Here is a 23,843-nt window from a genome sequence, read left to right on the forward strand (position 1 = left end):
CCACGCAATTCCTCTACTTTCTGCGAAAAGCTTCATTCCGAGAAAAGCGGTTCACTACAACAATCTTGAACCCAGTCGCATAAAAAGTGACGGCATTCGCTTAAAAAAATAATAAACCGTTTTAATCTACAAAGTTTTAAAATTCAGAATGACAAAGACATAATCAACCTTTTAGTTTCTGGAAATCATATTGATGCTAGCTATACAGAGAAATAACAATTTCAATTTTATAGGTTTAGGATGTTTATTCTTAGTCGGGAATTTCGCGAAGCTACTCATAAATCACTCTAAAGTTCAGCAATCTATATCTCTGAAAAAATCTGATAATGTAATGCCACGAGCTTCACAAATACGGTAAAGAGTTTCAACAGGTACCCGATATTCATTCTTATTCTTAATTTTTCTAACGGTACTTTCGTCGATATTATGTTTGATGGCAAAAGCATTTTGTGACTTGCCTTCATTTAACCAAGGATGTAACCACTCTTTAGTTATATAGCTACATATTTTAAAATTTATATTGGTCATCCTAACAAAGAAAATCATTGAACAACAAAATAATTCGGGCGTTCGACCGTATTTTTAAATTAATTTATTATATTAGCAGTTGAATTATTAAATTTGCGATTCTTCGAATATAAAATACTTGAAGTCATCGCTTAGAGTCTCTGAATAGAAAACTGGTAATTTTTAAACTAGAGATGATAAGTAGATTGGCTCACGTCCTGGGCGTGGACTCTCTTGTCATTGTAAGGTACACCAGTACCTCTATCTAGATAAGGTGAGTACTGCGCTTCATGGTTTTCTGAACGTCCTTAAATTTGGAGGTGTTTCACTTAATGTTTGGTAAGCTAATGCCAACAAACTATAACTATGTCGCATGGTACTCACAGTTAATTAGGGAATTACTAATAACTTCACTTAAGCACTATGAAATATGTCCAAGGATGAATTACATTTCATAAGTAAAGAATCATATAAGACACTTTTTAATGACTTATACCCCTCTCTATGTCTATTTGCCAATCGATATTTAAAAGATTTAGATACGTCCAAGGATGTCGTTCAAGACGTGTTTATTAAAACTTGGGAACGTAAAGTGTCGTATCCAAACTATAATGCCATTAAAGGGTTTTTGTATACTTCTGTTAAAAACAAATCATTAGATTTTTTACGCAGTAAACACCATAAAGGCACAATAAGAACTCTAGATACTGACTTTGATAAAATTCAAACCAACGAACATTTTTTAAGTGAATTGGCAATTGTTGATATTTATGCAAATTTGGATAGTGCAATAAAAACACTACCCAATAAATGTGAACAGATTTTAAGGTTTAGCCTAAATGAATATACCAATAATGAAATAGCTGAAGAACTATCCATAACGATTAATACGGTTAAATCTCAGAAACGGATTGCTTACAAAAAATTAAGACACTCTCTTGGAAGCTTACTAAACAGCTTTTAATTTTTAAAATTCTAAGACGGTTTGAAGTTAAACCATAACATCGAAATATTCTCATATAAGACCGGATAGCTTTTATACACCGTTCACAATATCAGATTAGTATAGTAATTACAATCCGTTCCACCCCATTCCACTGCATTTCGCGAAAAGCTTCATTACGAGAAAAGAGGTTCACTACAATATCTTGAACACAGTCGCAGAAAAAGCGACAGCGTTCGCTCAGCAAAATGATTACCCCAACCTTTTTCTACACAAAGTTTAAAATTCTGCTCGAGACGAACTGCATAACCGTTCGCTCACTCACTTTTATAAGTTCTTACTCGTTCACAATTTTAGCGTCGGTTACCGAAAAGGTAACGGCGATGGAGCTATGGGAAGTAAGTGACTGAAATTGAATTGGACGCTAATCTGTATCATTTTGCTATAAAATAAACTTGGTAATCATCAAAGCACATAGAATTCAATACCAAAAGAAAAGGAAAACGCTCAAGATATAATAAGTAGGTGTCTTTAGAAGGAAAAAGTTTGTCAAATTACATCAAATAAAGTCATCTAAAATGATTTTAAAAATTAGTTTATTTAAATGATTGTCAGTTGTTTATAAATAATTAACTTCACTTTATTACTAAAAAATATGATGGAGTTAGAAGTCGAAGTATTGCTTTTCAGCCTTAGTTGAAAAGTTTGAAGATCCTGAAATAAAATGAAGGAATCGAAAAGCAAGAGGGTAACACGCTGCGCGATGTTACATATATTCGATTTTTGAATAAACATAGTGTTTACAGGGCTTAGAAGAGTTTATAGCTTTTTAAAATTTAAGATATAATTCTGCTTTTTACTAAAAACATTCGGAAACCGCCGTAAAGAGGCAATTATTTTACTAAAAATATGGATAAGAGATTTGAAAAAGAGAAGTTTGAGACATTAAAGATTAAAAGGTCTGTGGCTATTGAGTTTAGAAAATTTAGTAAAATGCTATCAAAATCGCAATCGATGACATTACTATTGATGATGGAATTTTTTAATGAAAATGGAATTTCACCGACGGAGCGTTTAGGGCCTCGAATGGAAACTTTGGAAAATAGAATCTCTGTACTAATCAAAAAACGAATGAACGGAATGATTGCTATTATGAAGGATATCGAAAAGTCGCAGACCAAACCGACCGCAGCGATGATGCAAGCTCTTTTTCAAGCAGCAGAACCACCTAAAAAGAAATTGATTTTAGCAAAAGAGATTAAAGAGGAAAAGAATGAAGTCCGCTTTCGAGAAAAGAAATATTTGAATAGCAATGATAATGAGTAATGGAAAGGATAAACTATATTATTCAGCTAAACGCAATTTTTGAATCCTTCAATAAGGACACTAGAATTAAACAGGGTCACATAACATTGTACCTGGCATTCTTTCAGAAATGGAATCGGGAATTTTTCAAGAAGACAATAACCATAAACAGGGAGTCGATTATGGAAAAAGCAAAATTCAGATCTAAAACGACCTATCACAATTATCTGAGAGATCTAAATGATTGGGGCTATTTAAAATATTATCCATCATATCATCCAGCTAGAGGTTCTAAAATTAAGATGGCCATTTTTTGCGGCCAACCAGGCCAAAATTTGGCTAATTGCGTCCCAGAACCAGGCCAAAATATGGTATCTTCTTATAAACATAAAACAAAAGAAAACTTTAATAAACTGGCAAGGCCAAAAAATGAATTAGAAGTTTTAAGTTTTTTTAAAGAAAACAATTGGCCAGCTATGGAAGGAAAAAAATTCTATGCCTATTATCAAACCAAAAATTGGAAATTGAGCAGAGGTCTAAATATTCAAAACTGGAAAGAGAGCGCTAAAGATTATGTTGAAAAAGGTTTCATCATAAAGGAAAAATATACTAGTCCATTTTCTGGCTATGTAGATAATTTAAAGAACAACAATGTTAAAGATTATGATATACCTTTATAATGTATCAAAAATTTATAACGTTCTCTAAAGCTTCATCAGCATCTTTATGCATAAAATTCGCTTGGTAATTTATCGTAGTTGTTATAGACGAATGTCTATAAAGTTTTTGAAGCATCTTAATAGGGATTTTATCCTCAGATATAGTGCCAAAGCTATGGCGAGCAATATGCATTGTAACTTTCTTATTTATTTTAGCTTTTTCTGCAACTCTTGCTAAATACTTATTTAACATTGTTGTAGCCGCGTTAATTTTTCTAAAGACATCCTGTGACGATTGAATGTTAATCATTTTCATCTCTGGAAAAATAAAATCATTATCGTCTTGTTTATGTATTGAGTAATGTTCTAAAATAGGAAGAGCTTTCTCAGGAATCTTTAGTGATAATAATTTTGAGTTTTTATTCATACGATAGTTAAGTCTATTATCAGAAATATCAGACCACCTAATTTTGAGTACGTCAGCTACTCTTATTCCGGCAAGATAGAAACTGAAAAGCCAAATGTTTCGTGCGTGAATTTCGTTTTCGGTTAAACCTTCAACACGTTCTAAGGCAATAAGTTCGTTCTTATTTAATCCGGATTTTTGACTTTCAGGAAATTTAATTTGAATTCCACCCGACCCGAATGGGTATAATTTTCTATCGACAATTCCTAATTTGATAGCTCTGTTATATATGGTTCTTATGACAACAAGGTTATTCACTATTGACCTTTCAGATAAGCCATGTTTGGTTTTTAAATGAGTTTTAAAATTCCTTAAAAACTTTTCATCAATTTCTTGAAAGGAAAGCTGATTCGATTTTGAAAAATTCAACACATGATTTACTCTTACTTTATCTGAGTAAAATCGGGCTAATTTTTTATTGGCTTCAAGTTCATCTAAAAATGCTTTTGCGATTTCAAAAAAGGTCGAGCCATTTGAGCCTTTGTATAATTTATCCTTAATACGATTTGCTGATATGTCTTGTTTTTCAGCTTGCAAATTCATTAGTGTCTTATTAGCCTCTGATAATTTTTTTACCAACAGATTATTCAGGTTTGCTGCGTTTGGGTGTGATTTTTTTACACGAATATCTTTTTCATTCCAATATTTTAGATCTATATAATGCCCTAGATAGTGATAGGTGGACCGTCTGTTTTTTGTAATTCGAATTGCCAAAGGATACAAACCTTGTTTATTCTGTTTTTTTCTTAAAACTATTTTTGCATTTGAGGTCATGGTACAATAAATTCATTAAAAAATGATGAAGATTGCAAAACGGGTACAACATTTTGCTTTTTACAATAGTAAATATACCGATTTTATTGCTGATTACAGGTACAACATAGGTACAACATTTGTTAGTTCTACTTGATGTTAATCTATATTAAATAAAATTAAAAATACATTAACTAATTGGTAATGAGTTAGTTTTGGTTTATTTGGCGCGTGTGTGAGTGGACTTAAAATCCAATGTCCATTAGGACGTACGGGTTCAAGTCCCGTCTTCAGTACTAAACCTCTTGTTAATCGTTTGATTTTCAAGAGGTTTTTGCGTTTAAATAGGTTTTGAGATGCTATCTTATGATAGATATCTAAAATAAAAAAGCAATTCAGTACTTTGAATTGCTTTATCAATATATTCTTATTTTTAGGTAAGCCTTAGCTTAATATTTAAAATCACTTCCGCTTATCAATAACCATTACTGGTTTTCTACTCATTTTTGGGAATTGTAATTTCTGAATTTCCTTTTTGTCGCTAAATTCAATTTTTGGCAATACGCGTAGCTTTGCTCTAAAATGATTTTTTATACTTTGTAATAAGCTTTCTGTAGGTGTATTTACCGCTATTTTAATGAGTATTTCATCTGTTCCTATGGAATTGTGAGAAAGTTCTATAACAAAGGCTTCTACTTCGTTAAAATCATTTAAAATATTATGCATTGCTGGCGGATATAAAGTTGTGCCTTTATATTTTATCATTTGTTTTTTTCTGCCAATCACCGGTCCTAGTCGCATGGTGTTTCTGCCACACTCACATTTTTCATAATGTGCTTTTACAATATCTCCTGTTTTAAATCTAAGTAGAGGCATACCTTCTACACCTAAGGTGGTAATGGTAAGTTCGCCAGACTCTCCTTTGGCTACAGGTTGGTTGTTATCATCTAATATTTCTGTAATAATTAATTCGGGGTGTTGGTGTCCTCCTTTTTGTTGCTCACATTCCGTAAAAGCCGTATTCATTTCGGTAGAAGCGTAAGTAGAATACAATTCTATATTCCAGCTTTCTTTTATTTTTTTAGATAAGGTGTTTAACGAAAAATCTTGAGCCCTTAAAGGTTCACCAATACAAATTGCTCCTTTTATTCCTGAGTTGTTGAGGTCTATGTGATGTTGTTTGGCATATTCTATCAATTTTAATAAAAAGGAAGGTACTGCGATAATATAGGTGGGTTTAAATTTTAAAATAGAATCCCATTGTAGTTCCGGAATACCATTACCAACCCTAATGATTCCGGCACCAAGTTTTCTTGCGCCTAAAAAATAAGCTAACCCTGCCATAAAGCGTCGGTCTATTGTGGTCATAAGCTGAATTACATCATCTTGTCCAACGCCTGCACAAGCAAAAGAGATAGCTTCGTTATAAGCTAAACGGTCTAAATCGTTATCGGTGAGTCCAAAAAGCACAGGATCTCCCAAAGTACCCGAAGTCGTTACATAATCCACAATTTTGTTTTTTGGGACACAAATAAAATCGTCATTATATTGCTGTAAATCGTCTTTTGTGGTCGTTGGAATTACAGCTAAATCTTCAAGCGAATTAATAGTTGAAATATCAATTTTATGAGTGCTAAATAAACGCTTATAAAAAGCAGAATTTGTATTTAAATACTGTAAAAGAACCTTTAGTTTTTCAACTTGAAAGTTATTTATTTTAGCTTTGGAAGCATATTCTATTTCAGGAATCATAATTCTAACTTTCTTTTTAATTTTTTAATGTATTTATCTACTTGTTCTTCGTCAGGAACAGTAGTAATTTCTTTTGTTTTAGCGATTTTGAAAGCCTCTAAAGCTGCTGTGTAATATCCTTTTTTATAATAGTAAGTGCCAACGATATAATAGGATTCCCAGTATTCTAGATTTAATTTTTCTAACTGTAAAAGCTTTTCTAAATCTATAGTGTCATTATTATCAATTGCTGTGAGTACTTCATGTCTAAGATGTCTATAGCTTTGATAATTTTTATAAGCTTCTGTGTATTGAAAAGGGTCTTCCTCAATATTTAAAGCCGTATTTGCAAGAGCAGTTTTTGTGGGGGTTTTAAATATTTCATTTAAATCGTATGCGACAAATTCGCCTAATTGATAAGGGTTTGAAGATACCCAAACTAAACGTTGTTCGGGTTTGAAAACGACTGAATGATGTGCTAATAGTTGATTTAAAGCTTTTTCATTGCCATAGCCAATAGCTTTGTTGTGTAAGCCTTCTTTATTTCTTAAAATATCTACGGCTATTTCTGGTGTCAATTTTGGGTTTTGGTCCAAAAGTTCTTCCATGCGTTCGTAGCGGTATTGCGAATGACTTTCTTCTATATGTTTTAAATTATTTTTATCATTTGCATAAGCTTCACTTTGAAAATGGTTAGAGCATATCAATTGATTTGAATTTTGAACGTCATACACACCAAAATTATGAGGTGACACTTCAATTATTACAGCTTTTCTATCTTCAGCACTTCCCACTAAAATAGATTCGGAAACAAATACTTGACGTTTTTTTGCAATAGCAATGGCTTCCTTAATATTTGAAGCGTATTGTAAAATTTCACGATTTAAAATAGAGATAGGTGTTTTTGCTATGAGCGGAATTTTAGATTTTCCTGCATTTATGGTCACGGTTAAACCATGTTCATTCATACCAGAAAGAACACCTAACATTCCGGCCCAAGTTACCGACATAAATTTATTGCCTTCTGTTGGATTGGTAAAGGATACAATTTTTTCTTCAGCAAAATCATCGCCGGCATAAAAATCTAAATTCCGACCTATTATAAGACTTCCATCCTCGGTTTTGTCATCCCAAGCAGCAAATGAAGAGCAGCCAACTAAGGCTAAATCTTGTAAGGCATGTCCAATATCATGTGCGCCATGAAAATAAAGGACTCTTAAATAAGGATCTGCAATGTAATTATAGTCAGGGGAAGCATATTTAGAAAGGCCTAGAATTTCTGTTTTATATTCTAATGGAACATTAAGATATAGTTTTCTATTATACCAAGCCAAAAAGCGTCTTAATAAAGCTTGTTTAGTTTTAGAAGGTACAAATTTGTCTATTTTAGAAACAAAAATACTTTCCTGTTTATGGAATAATTCTTGAGTAAGACTTCCTGTAATTAAACCTCTCTGATAAGGATTTCCTTCAACATAAAGTTCCCATAAACCTTGTTGGTTTTTGCTTAGGTGATTATTTCCTAGGGTGAAGCTAGAATCAGAAGTTTTAACGCGTTCTGGAATTACCGAATTATAAGCACTTACATCGGGAACATCATGTAATGATTTTGAAATTCCGCACGAGGTTAGACTTACAAAAAGAAGAAGTAAAAGCCCGTAATATATGCTTAAGTTAATCTTCATAGCATTTAATTATCGATGCTTTCTTCGATTTTATTAGCATCTAATATTTTTTCTAATAAGGGTTCCATACCAATAATTTCAGAACAGGTGAGTACGGCGCTAATGGTAACTCCTAAAATGCCATGCATGTTTAAACTTTGTCCTGTAAGTAATAAATTTTTAATTTTTGTACGTGGTGAAATAAAGGACGCTAAAGGATTATTAGCATCTTTTACATAGCCATAAATAGAGCCTCTATTAGAGCCAATATAATCGCGATAAGATAATGGTGTTGAGGTATATGTTTCTTGAATGCAGTCTCTAATATTTGGATATTTTTTTTCTAATTCTTGAATAAGTTTTTCAGCTTTTTCAGCTTTAAACTCTTCATAGGTTTGTCCGCGTTCATTCTTATTTGCTACAGTATTAAATGTGTTTTCCCATGGTTCTACTTCTTCGTAACGCATATAGGTCATTACAGTTAAGCTTTCTCCATAAACATCTGTTTTTTTATTGATCCCCATAGATGCCATATAGCCCTCAGGCCAAGTTTCTGTAGTGTAATCTTGTCCGTCCCAAATCTTGTTAGGATCTTTTATGTGGTAAATATTTTTGTTTTGATATTTAAAAGTATTTGGTTTTAAAACAATATAAAGGCTAAAACCAGCGATGATACTTTCGATATTATTAATGCGTTTAGTGTAAACTTTTCTAAATTTATCTTCACCAACTAATTTTATAGTCAGCTTTGGTTCTATATTAGAAATGAATAGATCTCCTTTAATTTCTTTACCGTTTTTGGTGAAAACAGAACTGATGTTCTTGTCTTCGAATCCAAATTTAACCACCTCATGATGCTTAAAAGCATCACCACCATTTTCCTTTAAACGTCTAATTAATAATTTAGAAATTTGACTACCTCCATTTACACAACGGTAAGCACTTTCTATATATGAATTGACGGTTAGCGCATGCACGTAAAAAGGTGTGCGATTGGCATCACCAGCATATAGGTAATTGGTGCCAGCAAGGACAGCGCGTAATTTTTTATTATCTGTTATAGAGTCGATATAATCTTTTGCTTTTAAGCTGAAAATATCTGTGTTTTCATAGTAAGGCTTGCCGTGCTTCAATCCGTATAAAGGAAATTGATTACAAATATCCTGAAGTTTATCACAATAGGTTATAATGGCTTTTTCTTCATCAGGAAATTCAATTAGTAAATTTTTAATGAATTTATCATAACCTTGCGCGTGTTTGTATTCATTGTCGTCGCCTTCAAAAGTAACGACATCAAAGCCATTCTCATCTAGCTTTTTTAGATTTAAGTCGTCTATAATATCGAGATACTTAAAGTATTGATATAGATTTTGTCCTTCGTTTAAGCCACCGATGTAATGGACTCCTGTGTCAAAAATAGTTTTATCGCGAACAAAGGTCTGTAAGTTACCACCATACTGATTGTTTTTTTCTAAAACACATACACTATAGCCTTCTTTTGCTAATATATTGGCAGAAACTAAACCTCCTAAACCACTTCCTATTATAACAACGTCGTAATGAGATTTCATATTTTTTTTACTGTTTTGATAAGATAGTTATATTTTCTGTTTCGTAAGCGCTAACCAAGCCTAAGTCTATTTTGTTTATAGCGAATTTAGAACTGTTTTCTTTCAAAAATATAATATAATTTAAGTTAGGATGTAGCATCGATTTTAGTTGTGTTTCTGTAATATCAATATTATTTATGATTAAAGTATTTGGTTTAAAAGCGAATGTCTCTTCTATAGAATCTAGACAAGTAATATTTCGAGAATTGGTGATAAAGCTGTTTTTGACAATAATTCTATTTTCAATATTCTTAATATAAGAAACGATTTTTCGATCTACACCATCTAAAGCTAATAAGAAATCGAGCTGACCTGCATCGTCTGACAAATGTAAAATGGTATCTTTTACACCAACCGTATGTAGCACCTTTAAATAAATATCTTTGTTAATTTTAATATCGTTTTTAACGCATTTGTAAAGTAAATCTCCTTTATATCTATAATCGTCTAAAAGTGTTTTATAAAAATAAGTTGCACCTTCTCTTTCTTTTCTGAAGGTGCTAAATTCAGTTCTAAAATAAGCGCCAATTTGTTTAGCCCGCTGCGAATAATTATTGCTGAATCTAGAATCGTTTGGTGTAATTCTATCCATTATTTTTAGAGTAATATGACCATCTCTAATCATAGATTCGCCTTTAGGAATCACTTCAGAATTACCGTGAATAAGTACAGGTACAATATCTAAATTAAATTGTTCTGCTAAATAAAATGCGCCTTTATGAAAACGCTTTATTTTATGGGTTTTAGAGCGTGTGCCTTCAGGGAAAGCCATTAAAGTGTAACCTTGTTCTACTTTTTTCTTTAAATGGTCTAATCCATTTTCAATACCGCTAGATACTGGATAGAAGCCAGCTAATTGTACGGCTTTTCCAAATACAGGCGAATTGTAAACCCAATCATTTACTAAGAAAATAATTTTTGGGTGTAACATTCCAATGGCTAAAATGTCTAAGAACGACGTGTGGTTTGCTATAATTATGGCTTGTTTTTTTAAATCCTCTTTCGGTTCATTAATCACTTTTTTTACTAGAAAAAGATGTGTGTACAATACGGATTTCATGAATTTTGAAATGCATACATGAAACCATTTCATCTTTGTTTTCTTAGGAAGTGGAATGATTTTTAAAATGGTAACACTAAACAGAGATAATAAAATACCGCCTAAACCAAAATAGGTAAATGAGATGATAGAATGAATTAATAATCGTAATGATATTGGTCGTTTGGTCTTACTACCAATAAATAATTTGAACAATAAAGGTTGAATAGCAAATGCAACAAGAACGGCAGATGTAATGCCAATTAAACATACCAAAGATATAGAATATAATGCAGGATGTTTGGCAAAAATTAAAACACCAACACCTAAAATGGTAGTGATTACCGAAAGTAAAATAGACGTTTTATGTGTGGTTAAAGATTTCTCACCCGTTCTATATTCGTGTAATAAACCGTTGGTCATAAAAATGCCATAGTCAATCCCTAACCCGAAAATAAAAGTTGAAATGATAATGTTGAAAATATTGAATTCTAAATGAAATAATCCCATTATTCCAATGGTTAATAACCAAGTTAAACAAATAGGAATTCCCGTTACTAAAGTTAAAGAAAGGCTTCTGTAAAAAAGTAAAAGAATAAGAATGACTGCAATTAGTGAATACCCAATTAAACTATTAAAATCGTTTTTTAGATTCCCTAATAAGGTCTCATTCATTTGTTTTCTATCAATCACTAACGTTTGAGAATCCGCTTTAAAAGCATCCATTACAGCATCTGCTTGGTCTACTTTTACCAAGTTTGTAATAGTGGTGTAATTATCTTTAGTAGCAATATAATCATCCACAGAAAAGATGTTTATTGCTTTGTAATCTTTACTTTCTAGAGGTTTAAATTTGGTGTTTAAAAGCGTATAAAAAGAGTTGAAAGTTTCGGGTTTAAAACCTAAAGCAATTCCGCTTTCTATAATCTGTTGTTTTGTGTTTTCAATAGTATTTTTATTCCAAAAAGATTGCCAACGTTCAATTTGTTGGTTTTGTTGTTTTTTAGAATGTACAAATGTACTGATAGAACTAAAGTTAATAAGTTGGCCTTCGGTTTTTAAATTTTGAAGCTTCGTTAAAATGGCGTCATTAATTTGAAGTGTCTTTTCTTCAGAATCACCATAAGCAGCAATGTATACAGATTTTGAGGTGCTATTAATAAGTTTATCTAAGTTTAATTCTGCAGCCTCGATATCTTTTGGCATGTAATTCATTTCACTTAGATCATTATTAAAAATAACGGTGTTATAAGTGAATAAGCTACCAAAGCACAATAAGAATAAGCCTATGATTACCCATTTGTTTTTATGAATATTGTAAGAGGCTATTTTGTCTAAAGCAGTGTTTTTTTTAATCGTTTTTGTTTGCTCTTTATAGATTTGAGGAATAAAAAGTAAAGCAAAACAAGACGAACCAATAACGCTTACGGCTGCAAAAATCCCTAAATCTTGTAAAGCTTGTGAGTTGATAAATAACAAACACAAAAACGCTAAAGCCGTAGTTAGACTACTCATTAAAATAGGTTTTGAAATCTCTTGATAGAGGTTTTTTACATTGTTATTACTTCTAATATGGGTAAGGATGTGTAAGGAATAATCGAGTGTAACACCGAGAAGTACTGAGCCAATCCCCAAAGAAATGGCAGATATTTTTTCGCGGATTAAGAAGAGTAAAGCAATGGCTAAAAGTCCACCAAATATCGTAGGTACAAATAAGATAATTGGGACTGTTAATTTTTTATAGAAAAGTATAAATATGAGTAAAAGAACCGTTAAAGCAATTCCAACCGTAAGCTGAATGTCGCTTTTTATTTGATTGGCATTAGCTACAGCAATTAAAGTTCCTCCAAAATATTCAGCATTAACTTTATCTTTAAAAGTGAGGTTTAATTTCTCATTAGTATCGTAAAGATTTTTTACAAATTGTGTGTTTTCAGCGGTTTCGTTAGAACCTAAAGCAGGTGTGATAAATAAGAGAATATGCTGTTTGTCTTTACTAACTAAGAAACCGTTTTGTAGCGAAAAATCTTCACCGAAACTCAATTCTTGTAATTTCTTTAAAGCAATGAATGATAATCCTAAAGGATCTTTTAAGATAAAATCTTTAGCAACAATGCCCGAAGGTGAAATTAGCGTTTTATAGTTTTTTAGTGTAATAGCATCAATACTATCTTTCTCAATTTTGTTCGCAATAGTTCTATAATCTGCTTCATTTAGAAAAAGCGGTAAATTATCATATATAAAACTGGCTGTTTTCTGAATTTCTTTATCATCAATCTGTCCTTGAATTTGTTTTATATATGGACTTGAAGACGCATTGATACTGTCAATAAATTGCGATGCATACTGGGTTAAATCTTCAACAGAGCCATCTTTGCTTTTAGTGATGTTTACAATAATTTTATCCGTAAAGTTGACGTTTTTTAAAACCTTTTGTAGTTCTGAATTTTCTGCATTACTAGGTATTAGTTTAGTGATGTCTTCTTCAAATTCAATTTTAGAAGCCACAAAAACTAAAGTCAATAGCAAGATTCCTAAAATGCTTAAACCAAGCCATTTTTTAGAATTAAAATAGTTGTATGTACTGTAAAATATATTATCCATTAGTTGGGATTACATTTTTATTTTCAAAAAAGAAAAAAAGTAAATAGCTTAAAATTCCAATAAATATTGCTGATAGTGATGCTAAAGCTAAACTTCCGACGATATAAGATTTAAGATGTTTTAAAACTTCAAAATCAGCTACAATTTCAGTAATATGAAACGTTACATTTTCACCTAGAATAAAGTTTCCTAACTGAAAGCTTGTAAAGATAATAAAGGGAATAAAAGGGGGAAGACTAATGTTTGAAAAAGCAAAAGCAATAGTTTTATTTAGTTTAAATATCAAAGCTAAAAAAATAACGGTCACAGTTTGAACTCCCCATAGAGGTGTGATACCAATAAAAATACCCAAAGCTATAGATAGTGCTTTTTTTTGAGGAGAATCCTTACTGCCAATAACATCTTCAGTTATAAAACGCTTAAACCCTTTTTTTTTTAATTTCCTGAAAAAATCACGAGGTTTTATATAAAGTAAAGTAAGTATAACGAGCCATGTGTTTAGGATACTTATTCGTGTAAAATCTTTAAAAGGTCTAAAGTGAGAAACACGCTCATCTTCATCATATAAAACTTGAATTGGAATATTTTTAACGCTAGTACCAGACCAAGCAGCTTTTACAATGACTTCTATTTCAAATTCGAATTTTGAAGTATAAAATTTTAAATTTTTTAAATGTTGAATAGGGTAGAGTCTAAATCCAGATTGTGTGTCTTGCAGTTTAATTCCGGTTTCTGCCCAATACCAAAAATTAGAAAACTTGTTTCCAAAACTACTTTTTTTAGGAACACTTTCTTGGCTCATATTCCTTGCGCCAATAAGTAGTAAATTTTTATCCTCAGAACTTTCTAATGCTTCTATAAATTGAGGTATATCTTCAGGGAAATGTTGTCCATCAGAATCTATAGTTATTGCATAGTGATACCCTAAATTCTCGGCATGTTTAAAAGCGGTACGTAGAGCTTTTCCTTTTCCTTTATTTTCTTCAAAATGAATCTGTTCTAATTCATAAAAGCTTTCTAAAATTTTTGATGTATTATCAGTAGAACCATCATTAACGATGATAATATTTTCTGTATAATTTAAAACGCCATTGATAACGCGTTGCAACGTTTTAGGATTGTTAAAGGTTGGTATAATTACACAACATTTTAAGCTGCTTAGTTTATGATGTGTGGTAATATCCTTCATTTTGTTGTTAGAATTAGGCGTAAGATTAAACTAATTCTTTGTTTTTTATAAATGTACCATTGCATTTTAAAGCAACAGTACCATCTGTAAATTTAGTGCTATTTTTAATCTTAACCGTGTCGTTTTCTTCTATAATAGAAAGCTCTAAAATGAGTTCTGCGTTTACATTTGGGTTAATTAATGCTGTGAATTTTATGTTAGAAATATTTTGTAAAAATAAAGGGCTATTGACATAATCTTGCGTGATTTCTTTAATAGTCTGAACCATACAAACGCCAGGTGTTACTGGATTTCCAGGGAAATGACCGTTAAACACATCGTGATCTTTATTCAGGTTAATAGTAACATGAATTGTGTTTGTATCAACAATAGAAGTTGTTAATTTAGTGTAAAAATCCTTAATCAGCATTTGCTTATAATTTAAATTGATAACCAACACTTAGTTGAATAACATTGTTTAAAATTAACTCACTAACCTCTGTAGTTTCATAGCCATAACCATCATCTACATTTCTACCAAATAAATCAGTTAATCCTTGTTTGTAACCTATAGACATAACTAATCCATTACTAATATCATAACCTACAGCTGCAGCAAAAGCGATATCTACAGATTGTGGTTTGTAGATGTTTTTATGGCTTAATAAAATGTCGATTACAGGTGCGATCTGAAAATTAATACCACTTCCTTTAATATAAAATTTGTTGTTTACAGGTATTGATAAATAATTAAGTTCTGTTGTGTAGGTTTCTGTAGATCCTGTAACTCTGTAATCACTTCCTTGTTTAGAGTAAAGAATTTCGGGTTGTAAGGTGTAAAATTTTGCAAATTTAAATGATAAAGTTCCACCAATATGAAAGCTAGTTAGTTTTTCGCTACGTACACCTCCGTTTTCTTCTAGGTTACTTAAGCCAGCGATATTCATACCGCCTTTTATACCAGGTTTAATTTCTACTTGAGCATTAATAAATGTGAAAGAGAATAATGTAATTAGAATGATTGTTAGTTGTTTCATAGCGGTTTTGATTGACGGAATAAGTTACAAAAATGCAGAAATATCTTATAATTAAGAAGTAATAAAGTGTTTATTCTTGTGGGCTTAAATAACTTATATTAATTTCTATGGGTGCTGTTAGGTGCTGAATGTTAATATTTTCAGCAATAGAATTTTTAATGTTAGAAAAGGATAAGATAACTTTTTCTTTTGAATGATTTGTATTTATAATTTGTGTAAGTTTCTTTGTTTGCTGATTAACTATGTAATGATTAAATCGTTTTTCTGCTTTAGATTGAAAAATAAGATGTCCTTCATCATCAGAAAAAGCTTTATTAATTTTATTGTGCTCTTGAGTTAACGTTTGAAAATCTCTTTTAAGCGTGTTAATTATAATTTTTCGATCTAATTCTTTCATAATAAAATGTGTTTTCATTTCATTATTAATCAATTCAAAATCAAATATTTTATTTCCAAAATTGGTGGTAAACACAATACGATGATTGTTTTCTTTAATTTTTTTGATAATTAAAATACCACCAAAATCATTATTATAAGCTTTGATTTTAGTTTTATACACATAATCTATATCTGCATTTGCAAAATATGGATTTGAAAATTCTGTAACCTCAGCATCATATTCCGAAAGCCCTTTTACTGTAGAAATTGCACAAGAGGAGAAAAGACAAAGAATAAATAGATTAATTATTAAAAACCGCTTCATCTAAAGTTGTGTTTCTTGTTTTATTCTTAAAAATAATTTTTGTGTAATCTTCTGAAGGTTCAATCATTTTTACTTCTGTAACATCGCTAGTTTTTATATCGAATTTTAATTCGAATTTAGCAATGAATTGAAGCATGTTTTCATCTTTCGGAATAAATTTCACTAAATAAAAATCATCAACTTTAAAATAAGAAATTTCAAAGGCATTCTCATCAAACATATTTCCTTTTACACTATTTGTAATAAGACTGTTTAGACCTTTAAACATTTTGTTAGAGCCAATGTCAATTTTACTTTTATCGCCTTCGTCATCAATAAATAGTTTGTCATCTTTAAAAATAACAATGTATTTATAAGGCGATGTGTATTCCCACTTTACTAATCCAGGAACTTTAAAAGCAAGTTTTCCTTGTGTTTCAACATCATTACTTAAAAAGCTAAGGTGTTTATATTGTACAAAATCACTAACAATGGTTTGGGTATTACTATCTAGTTTTTCTACTGCTGATTTAAAAGTGCTTATCTCTTCTGTTGTAAGTGACTTTTGAGCATTAGAAATCTGAATTCCAATACATAAAAAAAGTAAAGTGTAAATATTACGCATAAGCTTCAATATTAAATAAGGTATCTATTGTTACGGATTGATAATTGTTCTTTTGCAAAAATAACAACAATTGTTCCAAAACTCGTACTGTGATTTCTTGTGAGTCGTGCAATAAAATAACAGCACCAGGTTTGATGTTTTTAGTAATTCGGTTAAAGATATCTTCTTCGTCTTTTTTTATCGTATCTAAAGACCGAATATTCCAGCCTATAACGTGGTGTTTGGTGTGTTTTATGGCTTTAGTTATGGCAGGATTTGTAACACCATATGGTGGACGAAACAATTTCATTTTTTTATTTATAATTGAAGAAATAGTGGTATTTGTATTTTTAATTTCAGCAATTACATTTTGTTTATTATAGAAATCAAAAAAATCAGAATGCGTATAGGTGTGATTTCCAATAGTGTGACCTTCTTCTGTAATTTGCTGTACCAATTCAGGCTGTTGTTCGGCATGTTTACCGATACAGAAAAACGTAGCTTTTGCATGATGAGCTTTTAATAATTCTAGAATTTTTGGTGTGAATTCTGCATTTGGACCATCATCAAAAGTAATGGCAACTTGATTTTTTGTGTGATTTTTTTTTGAATTGAAGGCTTTTAAATGATAGTTCCAACCGATAGTAAAACTACCAATACTTGTTAGCGTAAGCCATGCTAAAAAGAGAACTATAAAAAAGAAAATAGATATGTTAAAAAACTGACTTAATAGTAGCAAGCCAAGAAAAAGAATGAATGTTAAAACATTTATATTTTTGAAGTTTAACATGAGCTTAGTAAGGTAAAACTATGTTGTTGTCCTTTAAGTTGGTTGTAAAGCAGTACATTTTTATAGCCAGATTTATCTATAGAATTAAGCTTTAAAACATCGGGGATATATTGTTGCTTAATAATGATTGTTGCTGCCCAAAAGCCAAATGCCGAAGCTGTAAAAAACTCACCACAAAGATGTTTGTAATGTAGTTGTGGTGTATATTTAAATATAGAATCTTGAAGTGATTGATATAAAATATCAAAAGCATCTCCGTTTTTCCCGAGGATTATAGCATCAATATCTTCAGGTATTAAATGATTTTCTTTTAAGAAAGCTTCTACTTTAGTTTGAATAGTTTCTGTTGTGGCTTTATTAAAAATCTTAAGCCCTTTAAGAACACAGAAACTGTTATTTTGCTTTAAAGATGATAAGGTAAAAAAGTGAGCACCTTCTCCAAAAGGTGTTAATATGGGATGTTCTTCTGCTTCTTCAGCAAGAATAATGTCGTTGATAAGAAATTTCCCTAATTCATCTGTGCCACCAACTAAAATTGTGTTTGCTTCATTTTCATGAAGCATTAATTGTGCATCAAGTATAGCAGATTCAAAAGAAGCAGCACCTTGTACATAAGTTACATTGTAGCCCTTACATTTTAAGGTTAATGCAATTTGAGCACCTACCGTATTATGGGTAGATTGGATAAAGGATGTTGGTGTTAAATACTGTTCGTCGTTATCGAGTATAGCATTTAAGAATTTTTCAGAATCTTCTATACAACCAATTCCTGTGCCTGTAATAATAGCATCAGGTGTTTCTAATTTTGCTAACTCTAGTGCTTTCTTCGCTGCTGCAACTCCCATTTTCACACCAGTAGCCATTCGTCTGCTTGCAATTGGACTTATAAATAACTTATAATTGGGATGAATTGCCCGAGCCAACTTCCCTTCAAAAGAAAGAATGTGCTCTAAAAAAATAGAATCATTTAAAGTGTCTTGTGCAGAAATTGAAACCGCACTATTTATATAACAGGGTTTCATAGGCCTTTAGAAAATATAAGGGTTGAACAATTTCCACCAAAACCAAATGAATTAGAAAGAACGTAGTTTAAAGGTTTTTTTGTGACTTCGGTTATGGGAACCATACTGAGTTCAGGAATCGCTGTTTTAAAATTGAGATTAGGGAACATCACGTCATTCTGAAGGGCTAAAATAGAGTAAACAGCTTCTATCGCTCCTGCGGCAGCTAATGTATGCCCAGTAAAGGCTTTAGTAGAACTGAAATCAGGAACCGAATCTCCATAGATACGTTTTATGGCTTTGCCTTCCGATAAATCATTGTTAGGTGTAGCAGTACCGTGTGCGTTAATATAATTGATGTCTATCGGATTTAGTTCTGCAATCTTTAATGCTTTAGACATCGCTAAAAAAGCACCTTCACCGTTTTCAGACGAAGCCGTTTGATGAAAAGCATCATTGGCATTACCATAACCTGCTAAATAACCTAAAACGGTTTTATTTTCTTGTTTTACAACAGTATCAGATTCTAATACTAAATACGCCGCTGCTTCCCCTAAATTTAAACCTTTTCTGTTCGCATCGAAAGGTGTACAATCGGTATCCGATAGAATCATTAGTGTTTTAAATCCGTTGATGGTAAATTTTGCTAAACCATCTGTTCCTCCAACAATAACGCGGTCTAGCTGCCCAGATTTTATTAATCTAGCACCTAACATTATAGCATTCGCCGCTGATGAACACGCGGTGCTAATGGTTGAAGTGAAATCTGTAATTCCTAAAAGTTCAGCGATTTTTTCGGTGCTATCTACCGCATGATGACTATTAATTAACCGTCTGCTTTCTGCGTTGTAATTTTGAAAATGTTTTTCTGTCAAATCCATACCGCCAACACTTGTAGATGATATTAAACCAGTTTTAAAGGCTTCAATATCTCTAATATTGGCTTGTTTTACGGCTTGTTTAGCAGCAATACAACCTAATAAAGCAGTCCTAGAATAATTATGCTCTTCTGGTAAATTAAGTATTTTAGAGAGTTCTGCATTCGTTTGTAAAACTTCACCAACCTTAATTTCATTTTTATGTCGTGTTTCTATATTTACAATAGGTGCAATGCCTTTTTTATTATTTAAAAGTGCGTGCAAATTCTCTTCTACAGAGTTTCCTATAGAAGACATAATTCCCATTCCGGTTATAGCAACACGATTTTGCGACATATTATTTAGTACGGTGTTCTGTAATGTATTTAGCTAAAACTTCAACAGAAACAAATACGGCTTTACCTTCGTTTGGATCGGTTAATTTTATGCCATAATCTTTATCTAGCATTACAATAAGTTCTAGAGCATCTATGGAATCTAATCCTAAACCGTCTCCAAATAAAGCATCATCATCAGCAATATCTTCAACACTAAAATCTTCTAGATTTAATTGCTCAATAATACTTTCTTTAAGTTCTTTTTTTAACGCATCCATTAATTTTCTTTATATATTTTTTTAATAATTTCTTTTGAATAGTTCTCTGATTCTTCTTCTGCAACAAGGTACATAAAAGCATCATATTTGTCATTATCTACATCTACCCAACCACATAAAACATGACTGCTTTTTTCATTTTGAATTAAACTTGAAGCATATTGTTCTAAAAGTGTTTCATTAAATTTATCTGAAACAAAAAATACATTTTCTCCCTTTATTTGATGTCTAATGCTAATTTCACCAATCATAATATTGGCTAAGGTATAAACAAATACAGCAGGACTCGGAAAATAGTTATCTTTATCATTAATGGTTTCTTGATACTTTCTGTCGGTATCTAAACTTGCTGATTTATTTGAAAGTACAATGCCTATGTTCTCTTTAGTAGTCTGATTTAATTCTGCATTTTCAAAAAGAAATTCAGAAGCCAGAAATCCCAATTTAGACAAATTATCCATTTTAAAAAACTTAGGATAAGCGATGTCTTTTTCTTTATAGACCAGCTTTGCAAATTCAGGAAAAGTAAGTTGAGAATCTTTAGTAATAACTTCCTTTCCATTTACAGAAATAGAATGGTTTTTTATACGACAATATGCGATGATATTCAGGTTTTTTTTCAAAGCATTATTTTTTTTAAAAGTACAGCTGTATTACAACCACCAAATCCAGAAGCCGTTTTTAGAAAGGTGTTAACCTTCGTTTTGGTTGTGTTTTGAATGATGTTTAAAGGCATAGAAACTCCCAATTCATCAAAACCTAATGAGCTGTAAAGTGTATTATTTTTAATGGAATACATACCAATAATGGTTTCTAATAATCCTGATGCGCCTAACGTATGTCCGTAATACCCTTTTAAACTGTTTAAAGGTACATGTTCTAATTTTGCACGATTAAAAGCAATGGCTTCCATCTCGTCATTAAATGCGGTAGCAGTTCCGTGAGCAGAAATGTAATCGATATTTTCGGGTTCTAATTTGGCTTCTATTAAAGCAGAAAGTATACTTAAATATAAGCCTTCACCAGTTCTTGAAGGTCCTGAGATATGATTAGCATCATTACAACTTCCGTCTCCTATAATTTGAATGGCTTCTTTTTCTGTGTTTTTATTTGAAATAGCTACTGAAGCTGCAGCTTCCCCAATACTAATTCCGGTTCTTTGGTTTGAAAACGGTTTGCAAGGTTTATCACTTATGGCCTGAAACGATTGAAAGCCCGATAATGTAAATTTTGAAACAATATCTCCTCCAACAACAAAAGCATTGTCATAATATTCATTTTGAATGAATCTTTTAGCAACAGCAATAGCTAAAATTCCCGAAACACAGGCGTTAGATATAATTATTGGTTCGGTTTTAAAACCAAAGAAATCTTTAATTTTTTTACCTAAAACAGGTAGGTAAGCGCGTTCTGGTTTAAAATTATTATTTAAAGCATCAACATTGCCTTTTGTGGTGGCTATGATTAAAGCTGTTTTGTCTGAAATTGAAAATGCTGCTTGAGAAATAGTGTTATGCAATGATAGAATCATTATTTTCTCTAGTTTGGTATATATATCAGGGTTACCTAATGTGTTGAAAGCTTCATTTAATTTTTTATCATTTATAATAGAAGCATAACATGGTGAGTTACTGATATCATTATGCAAAGTAATCCCTGAGCGCTCTTTTGCGATTTCAGTAACGTTAGCTTCTGAAGTAAATCCAAGAGGGGAAATAATTGTATCTGCAGAGATGAAGATGTCTTTCATATTAATTTATAAAAGATTATTTTTTGCTTTCCAAGCTTCAAAAAAAGGTGGAAGTGTTAGTGATAAATCATTATTATCATCTACAAAAACTTGAATAGTTTCTCCTGTGCAAACCGTTTGCCCTTCTGCATTTAAAATTTTATATCTAAAGATAATTTTTGCGGCAGGTGTATTTATATAAGTCGTTTCTATCGTAGCAATATCTCCATAACGCAGCGGTAATTTATGCTCGCAACCCGATTTTATAATAGGAGACACATAACCTTCTGCTTTGGTATCTAAATATGATATTCCGTGTTTTCTTCCAAAAGCTTCGCGTCCATCTTCAAAATAATTCAGATAGTAACCATGCCAAACAATACCTAAAGCATCCGTTTCATTAAAGCGTACTCTAATTTGGTGTGTAACTTTTAAGTTTGTTTCTGAAGTATTATTTCGTTTTTTAGAATTCATTTGAAATTTAGTTTTTTAAGACTGTTTTCATCTGAGCTGTTACAATCACTTCGCCATTTAGTTTTGTAGTGCCTTTTACTAGGGTAACTCCCATGATTTCATGTAAAATTTCAACTTCAGTTTCTAGTTGCATATTTACTTTTGGTAATTTCTCAATAGTTACACCTTTTATGGCTCCTATATAACCTTCTGGAGCTGGTGTGTTTTTTATATAAAAATGATAACCTGTATAAAGTGCTACGGTTTGTGCCATATGCTCAATGAGTCCAGGTTCTGTAAAAAAACCATTTTGAACAAACATATTATCACTTGTAACGGTTAAGCCTGAAATTACTTTAGAATCATCAAAGTATAATAACGCATCTACCATAATAATTGGTGCGCGCTGCGGAATTAATTTTAGAATGATATTTTGATCCGTAATAGGCTCTTTAAGTAAATTCATGATTTTTTAGTCTTTTAAATCGTTCCAGAAATCAAAATAATTAAACCATTGTAATGGATATTTATTTAGTATCCATTCTAAGTTTTCTGTATATGATTCTAGTAAAGCCATATGATCGCGTTGTTTTACTTTTGCTGTTCTGGCATAAAGATGATAATGCTTTGTGGTTTCTTTCATCACATAAACAAAAATCACAGGTACTTTTAATCGTGATCCTAATAGAAAAGGGCCAGCAGGAAAAAGGGATTCTTGGCCTAATAAATTATGTGATAACGATTTTGAAGGTTTTACATAACGATCTCCGGTAATGCATATTATTTCATTTCGAGATAATGCTGCGTTTATTTCAAAGATATGCGATAAATCGTCTTGAATGATTATAAATTTAATGTTAGATTTTGTGGTGACACTTTCTAAATAAGCTTTAATGTCTCCATGTTCTGTATCTGTTGTTAATAAGCTAATTGTAACGTCTTCTTCTAATTCTAATTCATTTAAAAAGTATTCGGCAATTTCAAAATTACCAACATGTGCACTAATTAAAATACCTCCTTTTTTCGATTTTAAAATGGTATCGAGATGATCAATCCCATCAAATTCGTAAGTAAATTTATTTCTCAGACCTGAAGAAATAGCAATTTTATCTATAATCGTTTGTCCGAAAACAAAATAGCTTTTATAGATGCTAATAAGGCTTTTTAATCGGGAATATTGACGTCTTTTTCTAAAGTAGTAATAAATGGATTTGGTACTGTCTTTTGCGAAAAAACAAAAATAGAAAGCTACAAAAATCAGCACAAAATAGGCCGTGCGTAAGCCTAGTTTTTTGATACAAAACACAAAGATTTTATACCCTAAAACAGAACCTCTAGACTTTCCTTGCCATTCCGTAGCCATTCAATTTTATAGAAATTTAGCTTAATTTATTCTCAATAAGGTCATAGAAATCTTGTAGTGTAAGAATATTAATAAAATCTTCACCTACTAGTTTTACACCAAAATTAGCTTCAACAGCAACTACAAGATCAACAAAATCTAGGCTGTCTAATTCTAGGGCTTCTTTTAAATTAGCTTCAGGTGAAAGATCTTCTGCTTCAACTTCAAATTCATCTATAAGAAAGTCGTTTATCTTTTCAATAATAACTTCTTTATTCATAAC

Annotated in this window: 25 protein-coding genes; 3 read left to right on the plus strand and 22 right to left on the minus strand. The window is 31.4% G+C overall.

Going from position 1 to position 23,843, the window contains the following annotated elements:
- Positions 1 to 294: 294 nt before the first annotated feature.
- On the minus strand, positions 295 to 546 hold the full coding sequence (locus tag HSX10_RS05095) for a helix-turn-helix domain-containing protein (RefSeq protein ID WP_367651252.1): 252 nt from the start codon (positions 544 to 546) through the stop codon (positions 295 to 297).
- 391 nt (positions 547 to 937) lie between these two features.
- Here HSX10_RS05095 and HSX10_RS05100 point away from each other — a divergent pair, with 391 nt between their 5' ends.
- The 3 genes from HSX10_RS05100 to HSX10_RS05110 all read left to right on the plus strand — a co-directional run bounded on the left by HSX10_RS05100 (position 938) and on the right by HSX10_RS05110 (position 3,435).
- Positions 938 to 1,471 carry an RNA polymerase sigma-70 factor gene (locus HSX10_RS05100; RefSeq protein ID WP_173587126.1) on the plus strand — a complete coding sequence of 178 codons (534 nt, stop codon included), beginning with the start codon at positions 938 to 940 and terminating at the stop codon, positions 1,469 to 1,471.
- A gap of 888 nt (positions 1,472 to 2,359) precedes the next feature.
- Complete coding sequence (locus HSX10_RS05105; protein ID WP_173587127.1) at positions 2,360 to 2,776, plus strand: BfmA/BtgA family mobilization protein; 417 nt, start codon at positions 2,360 to 2,362, stop codon at positions 2,774 to 2,776.
- 161 nt (positions 2,777 to 2,937) lie between these two features.
- Positions 2,938 to 3,435 (plus strand): hypothetical protein, encoded by a 498-nt coding sequence (locus HSX10_RS05110; RefSeq protein ID WP_173587128.1) that lies wholly within the window; start codon positions 2,938 to 2,940, stop codon positions 3,433 to 3,435.
- A gap of 4 nt (positions 3,436 to 3,439) precedes the next feature.
- Here the strand turns inward: HSX10_RS05110 and HSX10_RS05115 are convergent, their stop codons facing one another.
- From HSX10_RS05115 to HSX10_RS05215, 21 genes are all read right to left on the minus strand, one after another.
- A complete protein-coding gene (locus tag HSX10_RS05115) occupies positions 3,440 to 4,654 on the minus strand; it encodes a site-specific integrase (RefSeq protein WP_173587129.1) in 1,215 nt (404 codons plus the stop codon).
- A 138-nt stretch (positions 4,655 to 4,792) separates the two neighbouring features.
- Positions 4,793 to 4,960 carry a hypothetical protein gene (locus HSX10_RS05120; protein ID WP_173587130.1) on the minus strand — a complete coding sequence of 56 codons (168 nt, stop codon included), beginning with the start codon at positions 4,958 to 4,960 and terminating at the stop codon, positions 4,793 to 4,795.
- A gap of 135 nt (positions 4,961 to 5,095) precedes the next feature.
- Positions 5,096 to 6,385, minus strand: a complete 1,290-nt coding sequence (gene flxY, locus HSX10_RS05125; protein ID WP_173587131.1) for a flexirubin biosynthesis putative acyl-CoA ligase FlxY — start codon at positions 6,383 to 6,385, stop codon at positions 5,096 to 5,098.
- Positions 6,382 to 8,049, minus strand: a complete 1,668-nt coding sequence (locus tag HSX10_RS05130; RefSeq protein ID WP_173587132.1) for a C45 family autoproteolytic acyltransferase/hydrolase — start codon at positions 8,047 to 8,049, stop codon at positions 6,382 to 6,384. Before HSX10_RS05130 ends, flxY begins: the two co-directional genes overlap by 4 nt.
- 5 nt (positions 8,050 to 8,054) lie before the next feature.
- Positions 8,055 to 9,599 (minus strand): phytoene desaturase family protein, encoded by a 1,545-nt coding sequence (locus tag HSX10_RS05135; RefSeq protein WP_173587133.1) that lies wholly within the window; start codon positions 9,597 to 9,599, stop codon positions 8,055 to 8,057.
- A 7-nt stretch (positions 9,600 to 9,606) separates the two neighbouring features.
- On the minus strand, positions 9,607 to 13,281 hold the full coding sequence (locus tag HSX10_RS05140) for an MMPL family transporter (protein WP_173587134.1): 3,675 nt from the start codon (positions 13,279 to 13,281) through the stop codon (positions 9,607 to 9,609).
- Entirely contained in the window at positions 13,274 to 14,470 is a 1,197-nt protein-coding gene (locus HSX10_RS05145) for a DUF2062 domain-containing protein (RefSeq protein WP_173587135.1), read from the minus strand. The genes HSX10_RS05140 and HSX10_RS05145 overlap by 8 nt, the downstream gene beginning before the upstream one ends.
- Before the next feature lie 25 nt (positions 14,471 to 14,495).
- On the minus strand, positions 14,496 to 14,879 hold the full coding sequence (locus HSX10_RS05150) for an ApeI family dehydratase (protein ID WP_173587136.1): 384 nt from the start codon (positions 14,877 to 14,879) through the stop codon (positions 14,496 to 14,498).
- Positions 14,880 to 14,883: 4 nt separating this feature from the next.
- Positions 14,884 to 15,486, minus strand: coding sequence for a porin family protein (locus HSX10_RS05155; RefSeq protein WP_173587137.1), 603 nt, complete (start codon positions 15,484 to 15,486; stop codon positions 14,884 to 14,886).
- 70 nt (positions 15,487 to 15,556) lie between these two features.
- Complete coding sequence (gene lolB2, locus HSX10_RS05160) at positions 15,557 to 16,189, minus strand: flexirubin biosynthesis protein LolB2 (RefSeq protein ID WP_173587138.1); 633 nt, start codon at positions 16,187 to 16,189, stop codon at positions 15,557 to 15,559.
- Positions 16,167 to 16,793, minus strand: coding sequence for a flexirubin biosynthesis/transport protein LolA2 (lolA2, locus tag HSX10_RS05165; protein WP_173587139.1), 627 nt, complete (start codon positions 16,791 to 16,793; stop codon positions 16,167 to 16,169). Before lolA2 ends, lolB2 begins: the two co-directional genes overlap by 23 nt.
- Entirely contained in the window at positions 16,786 to 17,562 is a 777-nt protein-coding gene (locus HSX10_RS05170) for a polysaccharide deacetylase family protein (RefSeq protein WP_173587140.1), read from the minus strand. The genes lolA2 and HSX10_RS05170 overlap by 8 nt, the downstream gene beginning before the upstream one ends.
- Positions 17,556 to 18,584, minus strand: coding sequence for a beta-ketoacyl synthase chain length factor (locus tag HSX10_RS05175; RefSeq protein ID WP_173587141.1), 1,029 nt, complete (start codon positions 18,582 to 18,584; stop codon positions 17,556 to 17,558). The genes HSX10_RS05170 and HSX10_RS05175 overlap by 7 nt, the downstream gene beginning before the upstream one ends.
- Complete coding sequence (locus HSX10_RS05180; protein ID WP_173587142.1) at positions 18,581 to 19,777, minus strand: beta-ketoacyl-[acyl-carrier-protein] synthase family protein; 1,197 nt, start codon at positions 19,775 to 19,777, stop codon at positions 18,581 to 18,583. Before HSX10_RS05180 ends, HSX10_RS05175 begins: the two co-directional genes overlap by 4 nt.
- A gap of 1 nt (position 19,778) precedes the next feature.
- A complete protein-coding gene (locus tag HSX10_RS05185; RefSeq protein WP_173587143.1) occupies positions 19,779 to 20,036 on the minus strand; it encodes a phosphopantetheine-binding protein in 258 nt (85 codons plus the stop codon).
- Positions 20,036 to 20,659, minus strand: coding sequence for a 3-oxoacyl-ACP synthase (locus tag HSX10_RS05190; protein ID WP_173587144.1), 624 nt, complete (start codon positions 20,657 to 20,659; stop codon positions 20,036 to 20,038). Before HSX10_RS05190 ends, HSX10_RS05185 begins: the two co-directional genes overlap by 1 nt.
- Positions 20,656 to 21,786, minus strand: coding sequence for a beta-ketoacyl synthase N-terminal-like domain-containing protein (locus tag HSX10_RS05195; protein WP_173587145.1), 1,131 nt, complete (start codon positions 21,784 to 21,786; stop codon positions 20,656 to 20,658). Before HSX10_RS05195 ends, HSX10_RS05190 begins: the two co-directional genes overlap by 4 nt.
- 6 nt (positions 21,787 to 21,792) lie before the next feature.
- Complete coding sequence (locus tag HSX10_RS05200; RefSeq protein ID WP_173587146.1) at positions 21,793 to 22,239, minus strand: acyl-CoA thioesterase; 447 nt, start codon at positions 22,237 to 22,239, stop codon at positions 21,793 to 21,795.
- 7 nt (positions 22,240 to 22,246) lie between these two features.
- Positions 22,247 to 22,684: a hotdog family protein gene (locus HSX10_RS05205; RefSeq protein ID WP_173587147.1), complete on the minus strand. Its 438-nt coding sequence runs from the start codon at positions 22,682 to 22,684 to the stop codon at positions 22,247 to 22,249.
- 6 nt (positions 22,685 to 22,690) lie between these two features.
- Entirely contained in the window at positions 22,691 to 23,581 is an 891-nt protein-coding gene (locus HSX10_RS05210; RefSeq protein ID WP_173587148.1) for a lysophospholipid acyltransferase family protein, read from the minus strand.
- A gap of 16 nt (positions 23,582 to 23,597) precedes the next feature.
- Positions 23,598 to 23,840, minus strand: a complete 243-nt coding sequence (locus HSX10_RS05215; RefSeq protein WP_092465719.1) for an acyl carrier protein — start codon at positions 23,838 to 23,840, stop codon at positions 23,598 to 23,600.
- Positions 23,841 to 23,843 lie beyond the last annotated feature (3 nt).

The sequence above is a fragment of the Winogradskyella undariae genome (genome assembly GCF_013285155.1).
GTDB classification, from domain to species: domain Bacteria; phylum Bacteroidota; class Bacteroidia; order Flavobacteriales; family Flavobacteriaceae; genus Winogradskyella; species Winogradskyella undariae.